13 protein-coding genes are annotated in these 14,177 nt (G+C 31.6%); all 13 read right to left on the bottom strand.

Annotation, left to right across the window (positions count from 1 at the left end):
* Nucleotides 1-2: 2 nt before the first annotated feature.
* Nucleotides 3-989, bottom strand: a complete 987-nt coding sequence (gene moaA, locus CDLVIII_RS05445) for a GTP 3',8-cyclase MoaA (RefSeq protein ID WP_242835838.1) — start codon at nt 987-989, stop codon at nt 3-5.
* Nucleotides 990-1,041: 52 nt separating this feature from the next.
* Entirely contained in the window at nt 1,042-1,524 is a 483-nt protein-coding gene (gene moaC, locus CDLVIII_RS05440) for a cyclic pyranopterin monophosphate synthase MoaC (RefSeq protein ID WP_009168425.1), read from the bottom strand.
* 15 nt (nt 1,525-1,539) lie between these two features.
* The gene (locus CDLVIII_RS05435; protein WP_009168424.1) at nt 1,540-2,565 is read right to left on the bottom strand and encodes a molybdopterin-binding protein; all 1,026 of its coding nucleotides are present in this window, start codon (nt 2,563-2,565) and stop codon (nt 1,540-1,542) included.
* A 538-nt stretch (nt 2,566-3,103) separates the two neighbouring features.
* Complete coding sequence (locus tag CDLVIII_RS05430; protein WP_009168423.1) at nt 3,104-4,147, bottom strand: XdhC/CoxI family protein; 1,044 nt, start codon at nt 4,145-4,147, stop codon at nt 3,104-3,106.
* A gap of 114 nt (nt 4,148-4,261) precedes the next feature.
* Nucleotides 4,262-6,538 (bottom strand): molybdopterin cofactor-binding domain-containing protein, encoded by a 2,277-nt coding sequence (locus CDLVIII_RS05425; protein WP_009168422.1) that lies wholly within the window; start codon nt 6,536-6,538, stop codon nt 4,262-4,264.
* A 62-nt stretch (nt 6,539-6,600) separates the two neighbouring features.
* Nucleotides 6,601-7,047 (bottom strand): 2Fe-2S iron-sulfur cluster-binding protein, encoded by a 447-nt coding sequence (locus CDLVIII_RS05420; protein ID WP_009168421.1) that lies wholly within the window; start codon nt 7,045-7,047, stop codon nt 6,601-6,603.
* Nucleotides 7,037-7,837: an FAD binding domain-containing protein gene (locus CDLVIII_RS05415; RefSeq protein WP_009168420.1), complete on the bottom strand. Its 801-nt coding sequence runs from the start codon at nt 7,835-7,837 to the stop codon at nt 7,037-7,039. The genes CDLVIII_RS05420 and CDLVIII_RS05415 overlap by 11 nt, the downstream gene beginning before the upstream one ends.
* Before the next feature lie 472 nt (nt 7,838-8,309).
* Nucleotides 8,310-8,894, bottom strand: coding sequence for a nucleotidyltransferase family protein (locus CDLVIII_RS05410; protein ID WP_009168419.1), 585 nt, complete (start codon nt 8,892-8,894; stop codon nt 8,310-8,312).
* Nucleotides 8,895-8,973: 79 nt separating this feature from the next.
* Nucleotides 8,974-9,747 carry an acyl-CoA dehydratase activase gene (locus tag CDLVIII_RS05405; protein WP_009168418.1) on the bottom strand — a complete coding sequence of 258 codons (774 nt, stop codon included), beginning with the start codon at nt 9,745-9,747 and terminating at the stop codon, nt 8,974-8,976.
* Nucleotides 9,748-10,201: 454 nt separating this feature from the next.
* On the bottom strand, nt 10,202-11,353 hold the full coding sequence (locus tag CDLVIII_RS05400) for a double-cubane-cluster-containing anaerobic reductase (protein ID WP_009168417.1): 1,152 nt from the start codon (nt 11,351-11,353) through the stop codon (nt 10,202-10,204).
* A 95-nt stretch (nt 11,354-11,448) separates the two neighbouring features.
* Nucleotides 11,449-12,486, bottom strand: a complete 1,038-nt coding sequence (gene selD / locus CDLVIII_RS05395; protein WP_009168416.1) for a selenide, water dikinase SelD — start codon at nt 12,484-12,486, stop codon at nt 11,449-11,451.
* 47 nt (nt 12,487-12,533) lie between these two features.
* The gene (gene yedF / locus CDLVIII_RS05390; RefSeq protein WP_009168415.1) at nt 12,534-13,142 is read right to left on the bottom strand and encodes a sulfurtransferase-like selenium metabolism protein YedF; all 609 of its coding nucleotides are present in this window, start codon (nt 13,140-13,142) and stop codon (nt 12,534-12,536) included.
* A gap of 186 nt (nt 13,143-13,328) precedes the next feature.
* Nucleotides 13,329-14,123: a selenium-dependent molybdenum cofactor biosynthesis protein YqeB gene (gene yqeB, locus CDLVIII_RS05385; RefSeq protein ID WP_009168414.1), complete on the bottom strand. Its 795-nt coding sequence runs from the start codon at nt 14,121-14,123 to the stop codon at nt 13,329-13,331.
* Nucleotides 14,124-14,177: the final 54 nt, after the last annotated feature.

Raw genomic sequence — 14,177 nt, 5'->3', positions numbered from 1 at the left:
AACTAACCTCCGATTTGTGACATTTTCCTGATTTCAATTTTATCTGATTTCTTCTTTTCATTAAATTCATGCTTTTCAGGTTTACTTAAAATACCAATTTTTATTGCGTTTGTTAATTCTTTTTCATCAATCCTATTTCTAATTAAATTTTTTATATCAAATCCTGATCCATAACATAAGCATGGTTTTAAAAAACCATCTGCAGTAACTCTTATCCTATTACAATTCTTACAAAATTCATTGCTTACTGCACTAATAAATCCTATGCTGCCCCTAAATTCTTTATTTCTATAATATGTAGCAGGCCCATTACCATCTATGTTTTCTATCTTTGAAAACTCCCCATACTCCTTTTCAAGGACTTCCAATATCTCTTTGCTTGATACTCCTGAAAAAGATTGACCTAAACCCATTGGCATCATTTCTATAAATCTAACATCTACATTTTTTTCTTTGCTAATTAATGCAATATTAGTTATTTCATCAAAATTAAAATTTTTAATAGGGACGCAATTTATTTTTACTTTTATTCCATTCTTTATTGCTTCCTTTATACCTTTAATAACTGCATCAAATTCTTCTCTTCTTGTAATATCATTGAATTTTTCTTTTACCAGTGAATCTAAGCTTACATTTATACTATCAATTTCTGATTCCTTAAGCTCTTGAATTTTATCATAGAGAAGTGCTCCATTTGTTGTCAATGTGACATTATTTATAAGGGGTAACCTTTTAATGCACTTTATAAGTTCTATTACATCTTCCCTAAGTAGCGGCTCTCCACCTGTTATTTTAATCTTTTTAATCCCTAATTCAGAGGCACTTTTACAGATTTTAATTATTTCATCAAGAGTTAAAATTTCATCATTCTTTAAAGAATCAACATTACCTTCTGGCATGCAGTATTTACATCTAAAATTGCACTTATCTGTTATAGATATTCTAAGATAATCTATAGTACGTCCAAATAAATCTAACAAAATCTGCACTCCTCCCTATTTATCTTCATTTGAATTTTATCCCAGCTAATGACTACGCTTTCTATAATATACTTTTATTTTCTATATCCCCGCTTTTACCGCCTGTTTTCTTGTATAGATATACTTCACCTATTTCCATAGTTTTATCCATGGCCTTACACATATCGTAAATTGTAAGCAGTGCTACTGTTACACCAGTTAAAGCTTCCATTTCAACCCCTGTCTTGCCACTTATCTTAACAGTACAGGCTGCTTCAACTTCAAGTTCCTCTTCATGCATTTCAAATTCAATGCTGCTTTTAGTAATCATTAGAACATGGCACATTGGTATTAAATCTGCTGTTCTCTTAGTGGCCATAATTCCAGCAACCCTTGCAACTCCTAAAACATCGCCTTTTTTAGCAGTTCCATTTTTTATTGCTTCAAATACATCCTTATTTACTTTTATTTTTCCTTTTGCAATGGCTAATCTTTCTGTAACTTCCTTTTCAGTTACATCTACCATAATTGCATTTCCATTACTATCAAAATGATTTAATCCCATATTTATCACCCTTTCTTACATTCCTTTTCCAAATCCACAATTAGGAAACGTGCATACATTACATGATAAACATAGACCTCCATGCCCCATTTCAATTAAGTCTTTATCGTATAACTTTATATCTGCCATTATTCTTGGTAGAACTAAGTCAAAAATTGTGCGCTTAGAATACATTACGCAGCCCGGCAAGCCAACTATTGGAATATTATCTTTATAATAGGCTAATAAAAACATTGCTCCTGGAAGTACTGGCGCACCATAAGATATAATCTCAGCATCTGTTCTTTTTATGGCACTTGGTGTTAAATCATCTGGATCAACGCTCATGCCTCCTGTGCAAATTATCATGTCTGCACCCATTTTTAAAAACTTATCAATAGCTCCAGTTATATTTTCAAGATTATCATTAACTATTTCCTGTCCTAAAATTTCAACCTCATATTCTGATAATTTCTCTATTATAACAGGGCCAAAGGTATCATTAATTCTTCCATAAAAAATTTCATTCCCAGTAGTAACAATGCCGACTTTCTTTTTACTAAATTCAATAACATTGAGCAGCGGTTCATCTGAAGCTATTTTCTCAGCTTCCTTCATTTTTTCTTTTTCTATAACAAGAGGTATAATTTTAGTTCCTGCTAATTTATCCCCTTTTTTAACTGGAAAGTTTCTATGGCGAGTTGAAACTATAATTTCTCCCAAGGAATTAATCTTATTTAACCTTTCTACATCAACTTGTAGAATTCCATCCACCTCTGATATAAGTTCAACTTTGCCTTCTTTTACTTCAGTTCCACTTATATTTTTTCCTCTGCATATCCTAAATAAAACATCTGCTGCTTCATTTTCATGCATCATCTTCTCATTTTTTTCCCATATGTAGATATTATCTTTTCCTAAGGAAAGTAACACCGGAATATCTTCCTCTTTTATAATATGACCTTTCTTGAAGGCAACTCCTTTACTTACTCCTTTTATTATCTGAGTAACATCATGACATAACACATTACCAACAGCCTCTGTTGTCTTTATCATCTTCATATCTTCTGCCTCCTTTTTCCTTATATGTCTCTCCATAGCTAGCCAATAATCCTCGTATATAGATACCCAAATCAAAAAGTAAATTTATAACATTGTAGAAGTCTTTTAATTTATAGTTCTTACGCCAATGTATATGTCAAAGTCTTAAATTGGATATCTATAGATAAAATAATTATAAACTTAACTTATATAGAATAATTATCTATGTTAAGTTAAACTTTTGTGTGTATCTATACTAGAAATCATATACATTTTTGTGAAGCAGGCATTTGAAATTGAGCTGCTAAAAGTGCTTAAGCAGAGAACCCAAATCTATGATTTGATGATGGTCGCTTACTCTGTGAGTACTCAGCGAATGAATGTGAGTCGAGTTTCCTCTAATGTTTGTTCCATTTGCTGCTTGTCACGAACTTGTTTCGGGAGCATGCAGAAATGGGTGCATGCTCGCATTTAGAACTTTCAGCGAAAATTTCATAAGTCCTGCGGAATAAAAATGTATGTGATTTCGGTAAGCTACCACATAAGATTAATTTTAAAGTTAGATATCTATATACTCAAATAAAACTTTTATATTCCCTCCACAAGCCATCCCAAGCTTTGATGCTGCTGAATTTGATAGATTATAACTTTCTACAAGTGACTCTTTCCTTTTAATAAGATCTAAAGCTAGTTCATAAACAGCATTTTCTACGCTTCCTCCACCTATGGTTCCACTAAATTCTCTATTCTCATATATAAGCATCTTAGTTCCAACTCCTCTGGGAGAAGAACCATGTTTTTCAATTATCGTTGCAAGCACCATAGGTTCCTTTCTATTACAAATTGGATTTAAAATATCTTCATCTATGTTACCTGTCTCTATTTTATTCTTTTCTAAAATTATTTCCCCAGCAATACTTACAGCTATTTCGGCTGGAGTCTGACCTCCAATATTAAGTCCAATTGGTGTATGTACCTTTTCTATTTGCTCTTTTGTATATCCATTTGCTAACATATTATTAATGACAAAGGCAACTTTGCTTTTACTACCAATCATCCCAACATAAAAGAAATCCTTTGTTAATATCTTTTCTAAGCATTTTCTATCGTCTTTATGCCCTCTTGTAACAATAACAAAATAAGTGCTCTTATTAGGTTTTACTTCTTCTATTGCTTCATTAAAATCTTTACATAAAACTCGATCTGCCATAGGAAATCTTTCAGCACTCCCAAACTGAATTCTGTCATCAATTATAGTTGTCTTAAACTCCAGCATCTTTCCTATATTACACAAAGGCAATGCAATATGTCCTCCACCGCAAATAATTAGATTAGGTTTATCCAAAATATACTCTATAAATACTTCTGTCTCATCATCTAATACTGCTGTATATGTTCCTTTATTTAAATTAACATTATTTAAAATTTTCTTCCAAAACTCTGAAATACTTTCACTTTCCATGAATATAGTATCTTTGCTCTTTACGAGCTTTTCTCCTATAATACTTTTCCCGTTATATTCACCACTCATTATTGTAATAACATGAACTTCCCCATTTACCTTCAACAAATGTGCCAATTTATTATAGAAAAATTTTTTCATCTCCTTGCCCCCTTTATAATTATCTATAATTGCTTATTAAAATTTAACTAAGATTAAAGCATAAGCCTATTCTGCCTCTTAATCTTAGTTTAACTTATAATAATATGGATGCTCTTATTTTTCAAGCATTCCCATAACTATTTTCTCTGCTGTTATTGGTAATGTTCTTATATTTACTTTTGTAGCATTGTAAACTGCATTAGCCAAAGCTGGAGATGGTGTATTTATTACAATTTCACCTATTGATTTTGCGCCAAATGGTCCTGTTGGTTCGAAACTGCTTTCAAATTCTACTCTTATATTACCTACATCAAGACGAGTTGGTATTTTATATTGCAGGAAGGAATCATTTCTCATCCTGCCATTCTTGTCATATGTAATATCCTCATATAAAGCCATTCCTATTCCTTGGACTATTCCACCTTCAGTTTGAATTCGCGCAAGATTTGGATTTATAACAGTTCCGCAGTCTACAACTGCAACATAATCTATTATTTCAAGCTTTCCTGTTAATTTATCTATTTCAGTTTCTACGATTCCAACCATAAACGGTGGTGGTGAAATCAGCGAAGAATTTGATTCACTAGCACTTAACATACTACTTCCTGCAATATATGTGGCATTAGCTAATTCCTTTAAAGTAATACTTTTATTATCTTCAAGTGAAAATATCTTTTCACCATCAAAATCTAAATTTTCTGCTAAGCAGTTAAGTAACTTAGAACTTTCTTCAATTATCTTTTTTCTTAATGTCTCACAGGTCTTCACTACTGCCCCACCAGTAATATAAGTGGTACTTGAAGCATAAGAACCTGTATCATAAGGTGATTGGTCTGTATCAACTCCATGGACAATTATGTTGTCAATAGCACAATCTAAACAGTCTGCTGCCATCTGAGCAAGTATTGTATCACAACCCATTCCCATTTCTGATGCACCTATCATTAATGTGTAAAAACCATCATCATTTAACTTTATTTCAACCGCTGCAGTATCTACATTAGATATTCCTGATCCCTGCATAGCCATAGCAACACCTACTGATCTCACTTTTCCATTTTCCATATCTCTGCATGGATATTTTTTATCCCAGTCAATCATTTCTTTTGCTTTTTCTAAGCACTTATCTAACGCACAACTATTAGCTGTTTCATTATAATAAGCAGGCATAACTTGTCCTTCTTTTACCATGTTAATTTCTCTTATCTTAATTGGATCCATATTAAGCTTGGCTGCTAATTCATTAACTGCAGATTCTAATGCAAATATTCCTTGTGTTGCTCCATATCCTCTATAAGCTCCTCCACCCATTGTATTTGAATAAACAACATCAAAATTAAATCTATATGCATTAACTTTACCATAAAGCGGCATCGATTTATGTCCAGATAGTCCAACTGTAGTTGGTCCATGTTCACCGTATGCTCCTGCATTTGATAATGTGTATACATCTATAGCTTTAATCACACCATTTTTGTCTGCACCCAGCCTGACTTTTATCTCCATTTCATGTCTAGGACTTCCGTTAGTCATACTTTCTTTTCTAGTAAAAATCATTTTAGCTGGTTTTCCTGTTTTCAAGGTTACCATAGCAGGAAAAATTTCTGCTACAACACTTTGCTTAGCACCAAAACCTCCACCGATTCTCGGTTTAATTACTCTTATTTTAGATTTTGGTATTTCAAGGGCATTTGATAATATTCTTCTTACGTGGAAAGGAATTTGAGTTGAACTTGTTATATTTAATCTTCCATAAGTATCCAACTCAGTAAAGGTTCTAAAAGTCTCCATCATGGCCTGGCTGTTAGCTTTTGTATGATAAGTTTGTTCAATTACGTAGTCACATTTGCTTAATTCTTGTTCTACATTTCCAATTTCGAGTTCATCACACGAGCAGATATTTCTTTTAGCGTTTGCTCCAACATCACATAACACCTTAAAATCTTCCTCTGGATGCACTAAAATCTTATTGTCCTTAGCTTCTCTAAAATCCAATATAGCATCTAAAACCTCATATTTTACTTTAATTAGTTTTAATGCTTTATCTACACATTTATTATCAATACCTGCAACTATTGCAACAGGATCTCCAACGCATCTAATTTTTTTATCTAAAATTAATCTATCATAAGGGCTTGGCTCCGGATAAGATTGCCCTGCCATAGTGAATCTAGATTTAGGAACATCTTTATAGGTTAAGATACATTCAATCCCTGGTACTTTATTAGCTATTTCTATATTAATATCTTCCACTGAAGCATGAGCATGTGGACTTCTTAGAACTTTTACAATTAAACAATTACTTGGTGCTATATCATCTGTATACACTGGCTTACCTGTTACAAGCGACATTGCATCTTTTTTTCTTATCCCCTTGTTTACAAAACTCATCTTAATTCTCCTTATTTAACAAACTTTTCTGTATAATTTCAACTACGCTCCAACATTATCAGCTACATATTCAAATATTTTTTCACTGCTCTTAACTGGCTCATATATCCTGTGCATCGGCACAAATTTCCTACAAGATATTGTTTAATTTCTTCTTCAGTTGGATTTTTCAGTTCTTTCTTCATTGCTAAAATATTCATTACAAAACCTGGACTACAGAATCCACATTGTTCTGCTCCTTGATCCGCCATAAATGCACCAAATTCTTCTGCCTCATCTTGCAGCCCTTCAAGTGTTGTTACATGAAATCCATTTACCTTCATGACTAAAGTGCTGCAAGATAAAATTGGTCTTCCTTCTAGATGTACAGTACATAAACCACAATTTGCAGTTTCACATCCTCTTTTAACACTATAAAAGCCCTTGCTTCTTAAATAATCAATTAGCAGCATATCAGCCTGTATATCATCTTCAAACAACTTATTATTTATCCATAATTTAATTTGCATAAGTGCCTCCCGTGATTTCCTCTATTGCTCTGTTAACAAGTACTTTAGCTAGAATTTGTCTATATTCTTTGCTTCCTCTCATATTGCTTTCAAATTTAACATTTTTAATTATTCTGTTCAATAAAGACTCAATTTCTTCTCTACTTGGAATTTCACTGAGTATCTCTTCTGAATGCTTGACTGACATTGCCTTCTGAGGTCTGGCACCTAATACTACTCTCCATTTACCTTCATTTCTGGAAACCGCAACTGCTAATGTTGGAATATCTGTTGCACTCATTCTATGTGTTAAATATGATACTAATCTAGAATCTTTTTTTATTATTATTCTTAATAAAATATCATTATCATATTGCATATCCTTATATACATCTAAATGAATTATCCCGCCTTTATAAAGCTCTACATAAGCATCTAAAGCCGTTAATACTGTTAAAATATCAGAAAAACCAAAACGTGAATAAATACTTCCGCCAATAGTTGCACAATTTCTAAATTGTACTCCAACTATATGAATTAATGATTTAGTTATTGCACCATTGAAATAAGAATTTAAAGTTTTATGTACTTCTAAATCTCTTAATGTGCACATGCATCCTATTTTAAAAGCTTCCTCATCTTCTTCAATCTTATCTAGTCCAAGTTTAGATAAATCAATTGCTGTATCAATATTACGATTTCCCATTTTGAGCCAAGCTATCCCGCCTAAAATAGTATTATTCTTTTTCTGATTTAGCTCATAAGCCTGCTCTAGGTTTTCTGCTACCACATAATTCTTAATCGTAAACAAATTCTTCTTACCTCCATTTTAGGCATTATCAAAAAAATAACAAGTCAATTTGCCTGACTATTTTTCATCATCAGAAGAACTATAACAAGGAGGTTAAATTGCATGCGCAATTTAATTCCTTGTCTGATGAAAAATATTATCGGCATATTTGGACTTGTTGTTTTCTTTCATATGCCTTATTCATATGTAAAAATATTATTTTTACATTCAATTGTTAATTCCCATATTTCATTAATAAACCTTACACATTAAAATATCCACTAAGCATTTATTAATATACGTTTAGCGGATACTTTGATTTTAAATATTCTATGTCAATTTTTGATTATGTCTTAATTAGTCTCAATAAATAAATTTAGTATTTCTAAATTTATTTTATCACACTTACCATCCGCATTCTATAAATTTTGACAATCAACGTATTATCTTTTTGCAAAATTTCTTATAGCACCCACAATAACATGTCATTCCTTTAATTTATCTCTATTTGTTTTATATTCTCTAATTCTTTTCTTGTATCAATATCTGTTATCTCCAATTTATCATGAATTTCAAATCTTACTAAATCATCTAAATTTCTATTTATTATATACTTCCCGCCAATGTCTCCATTTAAGTTTATCAAATCATTTTTATACTTTTTTGAAAAAATAGCTGGGTTTCCTAAATTGTCTCCATATTGTAAACAAGCTAATCCCTTATTACTTTTCATATATAAATCTATTAATGCTTTTATGCTATCCAAGGTTATAAATGGTTGATCGCATACCATAAACATATAAGCATCTACATCCTGATATTTCTGTATTCCAAGTTTAATTGAATGAGATATTCCAAGTTCATTATTATAATTCATGATCACTTCTACATTACGCTCTAGCAAGGCCTCCTTAATTTCTTCATACTTAGTAACTAATATAATTTTATTAAAATTTATTTTTAAAACCTTCTCCATAATATTCATATACATTGGTTTATTATTAACTGTAGCTAGTAATTTATTTCCTTTAAATCTATTACTATTACCTGCTGCCAATAAAATCAAATTTATTTTCATAATATTTACCTTTTAACTACACCTGAAAATTATTTTTTTGTATAATCCCTTTCATTATTTGTTAACACATGTAGACTTGCTATTTTTTTGATTGTGACTCAATCTTTTTATAACCAATAACCGCTGCACCAATTGCACCAGCATATTGGCTTAAAACATTTGTTATTACTTTTTTGTTAAGATATTCTTCAAGGGTTGCTCTAAATATTTCTGAAGCTGCCAAGCCTCCACTAAAGAATATATCCTGATCTAAATTAAGTTTTTGTGCAAAATTAGCTGTTCTCTTACAAACGGAATGGATAATCCCAGAAGCAATATCTCCCCTATCCACATCTTTTGCCAAAAGGCTGATAATTTCACTTTCTGCAAAAACAGTACACATGCTAGATATATTTACTGGGTTTTTATCCTTAACAAATTCATCAATATTATCAATATCTTCTTCTAAAATTCTCATCATAACCTCAACAAATCTACCAGTTCCAGCAGCACATTTATCATTCATTACAAAATCTATAACATTCAAAGAGTTATCTAGCAAAATAGCTTTTGAATCCTGCCCGCCAATATCTATAACACCTCTAATAGTTGGATTTAAGAAAGCTGCTCCCTGAGCATGACAGGTTATTTCAGTAACAGTTTTATCAGTCTCTTTTAATAAATCTCTGCCATACCCTGTAGCTATAGTATATTTAACCTCTTCAGAATAAAGTTCCTTATAAATTTTATAGATACTTTCCTTTGGTTTTGCTGAAGTTTTAATAATAACTTTTTTGATAATATTCCTGCCATCAAATACCACACCCTTAGTAGTTGTTGATCCCGAATCAATCCCTAGAGTACATCCCTTCATAGCCTCTCCTTATGTTCTTATTCAAGAATTTCTACATAGCCTATATAATTTATACATGTCGTATTTTTCTATTCTTATTAAACTATTGTGCTTATCTGCACCAGAAAAGTTTAACTTAAATAACTACTTATTCTATATACAAGTCAAATTTATAAATTTCTTATCTATAAACAGATATAAATATTAAGAAATAACTTTATAAATTAAAATATATATCGTACCAGAAAGGGCATGTACTCTTTTATGCAGTGTTACATTAGAGAATTTGTTGTAGGTATTTCTTCATCAAAAGTTGTTCCATTTTTGCTTGTCACAAGCTTGTCTTGGGAACATGCTAAAATGGTGCAACTTTTGATGTTAGAAATCCACAACTAATTCTCTCAGTAACCGAAATAACAGAGTACATGTCCTTTCGGTTGATTATCACATAACTCTAAATTTAAAGTCAGATATGTTAAAGCATTTCTATAAATGCAGCCATCCTTGTATTTAGCTGCCCTATATCGTTAGTAGAAAAATCAGTTTCAACACTCATATATGGTTTATTTTTTTCATTATTTACAAATCTCTTAATTGATAAAGTTTCTACGTTATATGTATGGCAGGCAGTTAATATTACATCCACTACTGCATCTACCTTATATTCATCAATCATTTTATTGAGCAGTTTAATCCTATTAGGATTAGGACTCATACACGAGCATCCGATTGATAAATATTTACGAGAGAGCGCATCATAAACGTCTGGATTTTCTTCATCTACTAATTCATCAACAGCTTTTGCAACACTGCAATTTTCAAAAGCAACTACATAAGCTCCATTATCTTCAATTGCTTTAATTACTTTTTCAGCCGCACCACCAATAGGGCATCCAGTAATTAATATACGTGGTTTAGATTCATATTTCTTTTTAGTTTCATATTCTGAATTAATTTTTTCAATCAGCTCGTTCATTTGCTTTGGGATTTGCTCTTTATCAAAACTAAAAGTTGTTCCATTTATAACTTTAAATATATCTTGACCTAGCATTGCAACTGGCTCTCTTTTACCAATCTCATAAAATCTCTTTAAGGCCTTACGTTCATTATTTTTTATTTTAATTGCTTTTCGTATATCATCTTCACTTATCTTTACATTAAACATTTCCTCTAAAATTGATTTTAATTTAATAATTTCATTTTTCCATAGTCTAAGTCCTGCTTCACTTTGAGAATTTGGAAGTTCCATAACATGCACTGGTTTAAAATCCGAAAGATATTCATACATTTTCTTTTTACCATCACAAGTTGTTTCTCCAACAACTAAATCTGAAAAGAAAAAGAATGGACATTTATCAGTTTTTGCAAACCCATAACTGGATTTAATTAATGGACATAAATTACGTGGAAGATCCTGCTCAGCATCGGCAATAGTTTCATCAGAGGTTGCACATAGTGAAACGGTAGCAGCCCCCATAGCTAATGCTATTTCCTGTGGGAAGTAAGTACAAAATACACCTATTAGCGGTATATCTTTATCTTTTAGTTCCTTGGCTTTAATAAAAGCATTCCTTCTACCATCTGCAAATTCTTCAAATATTTCTGGTAAATTTTTTTGTAACTCCATGATTCTTGCCCCCATCTTAAGCACAATCAAATAAATAACAAGTCCATTTGCCACCCTATTTTCATGTGCCTTATAGTGTTTTTACGTTAAAGTATCTATTTTATAATTATATGTTTATCGCTTTTATCAATAACCTGCCCAATAATTCTTGCATCAGAAGTAAATGATTCAATTCTTGACAAAAACTCTTTAGCATCATTTTCTGGAAGTGAGATCAGTAACCCACCTGAAGTCTGCGGATCTATTAACACATCCTGCAGTTCTTGTGCAATATTTGAAGCCAACTTAAACTTATCTTTCAAATAATCAAGATTATTGTACATTCCTTCTGGTATAATCCCCATCTTCGCATAATCTAGTGCCTCATCTATAACAGGCACACACTCACTAAAAACTTCTATTGTTTTATTACTTCCACTTGCCATCTCATAACTATGACCAACTAAACTGAAGCCAGTTATGTCAGTACATGAGTGTACATCAAGCCCTTTTGTACACTCTTTAGCATATTTGTTTAGTGTGGACATTATAGAGGTAACTTCTTTGATTTTACTTTCACTTAGTAATTCTGCTTTTGCAGCAGTATTCATTATTCCAATACCTAATGGTTTTGTGAGTACCAGCAAATCTCCAGATTTTGCATTACTATTTGAAAGTATTTCACTTGGATGTGCAAATCCGCTTACACAAAGTCCATATTTAGGAGTAGGATCTGATATTGTATGTCCTCCAGCAATTACTGCTCCTGCTTCTTTAACCTTGTCATATCCACCAGCAAGTATTTCTCTCATAACTGATGTATCTAAACAGGACGGAAAACAAAGTAAATTCATGGCTACTGCAGGATTCCCTCCCATTGCATAAATGTCACTAAGAGCATTAGCAGCTGCAATTTGCCCAAAGGTGTATGGATCATCAACCATTGGCGGGAAAAAATCTACTGTCTGAATTGCTACTGTATTATCATTAATTTTATATACACATGCATCATCATTAGTATCAAATCCTACAAGTAAATTGGGATTTTCAAATTTAGGCAGGTTACTCAAAACATTATGAAGAACACCTGGACCTATTTTAGCAGCACATCCTGAAGTTTTAACCAGGCTGGTAAGTTTTATATTCTTGGTCATATAGCACCCCACTTTATTAGTTTACAGTTCCAGTCCACAGTTTACAGTTATAATGTAATAACTTTTGACGATTCTTTCATTGCATTTGTTATGTCATACATATTACTTACTTTTCCTGCCTTCAGCTCATTTTCTAACTTGTAAAAGTTAAGGCATGCTCCGCAAGTTAAAATTTCAACACCCTTTGTTTCAAGATCTTTCAGATGCTCTATTGCCTGTTCATTTAGTGTTGGAACCTTTACTCCATCATTCATAAATAAAATTGATTTAGGTAAATCACTAGCTTCTGCTATTGTATAGAAGAACATTTTCATTAGTGATTTTCCAAGTTCCTCATTTCCAGCACCGATAATTTCTTTTCCAACAAAAACGGACCAACTTCCTGTTTGATTTTTATTTTCTTCAAATTCATTCAACATTTCATTGCATTCTATACATTCATTATCTTTATTTATAAACTTAACTTTAAATATATTATTTTCTTCTTGTATATCTATTAATAAGCTTTGACTATTGGCCAACTTTTGTAAATTTTGCACCGCAATATTATTATCAACTTCAATTGTAAAATTTCTATTTCCATTATCTATTTCTTTTTTTGCCATTATTACTGGAATTGGACATTCCTTTCCTTTAGCATTAATTATCTTATTCATGAAGCATTCCTCCAATTTATCTATATTTTAATCTCCTATATGTATTTAAACAGTTGAGTATATTATATTTATTAAACTATATTAACTCTGATTAAAAAAATATACAAATACTTAATTATTTAAAATTATACTGTATTTTTAATAAACAAAAAAGTAATTATTTTTTGAATATAATTGTATTGTTTATTAATGCTTAACTATAGAACTCAGGTGAAAAATTGCCTCCAACACCCCTCCTCCAATAGATCTAGCCTTATCCGAAATTGTAAAACAATGATCTTTTTCACATCTTGGATCTATATCTCCGCTCTTCATTCCCTTATGTACTTCTACCCCTTTTTGCAGCATTCCACGTACTATTCCATTTAACTGAGCGAAAATTGGTTTTTGGTTTACATAGGCTACAATGTCACCCTTTTCTACATAATCACCTATTTTAGATACCGGCATTATTTTGCCATCACTTGCAGCTCTTATTATTCTTTCCTTTGTATACCCTCCAATATTTCCTGGAACTCCAGTATTAGGTATAGCACTTCCCTTATATATTGCTTTCCCTAAATAATGACCTCTTTGTGTCTCTATAACACAATGACAATCGATTCCTGCCTCAAATCCTGGCCCAAGTGCAATTACAATTGGTGCTTCTCCGATTGTAGTTCCTAAATTTTCTTTTGCAATAATTGCATCTATTACTACATTAGGTTTTAGTTCTTTTATTATTTCTGCTTTTTCATCTATTATTATTGGAATTTCTCCATTTTCAATAGTCTTTTTAACTCCATCTAATCCTTCTGCAAATTTTGCTTTAATTCCTTCCACTTCTACTTCCTTATCATATACAGCCTGAGAAAAAGCAACTGTTCGTCTAACTGTGGTAGGCTCTTTAATTTCTGTCATAATAACATTAAAACCACTCATTTTTAATCTATGAGCAACTCCTGTTGCTAAATCTCCTGCACCTTTTATAAGTATAATCATAATTCTACCTCTCTATTTAAAGCATATTATTAATTATGTAATAAAACTAACACT

The sequence above is a fragment of the Clostridium sp. DL-VIII genome (assembly GCF_000230835.1).
Lineage (GTDB): Bacteria > Bacillota > Clostridia > Clostridiales > Clostridiaceae > Clostridium.
This window is presented reverse-complemented; position numbering and strand designations above follow the sequence as displayed.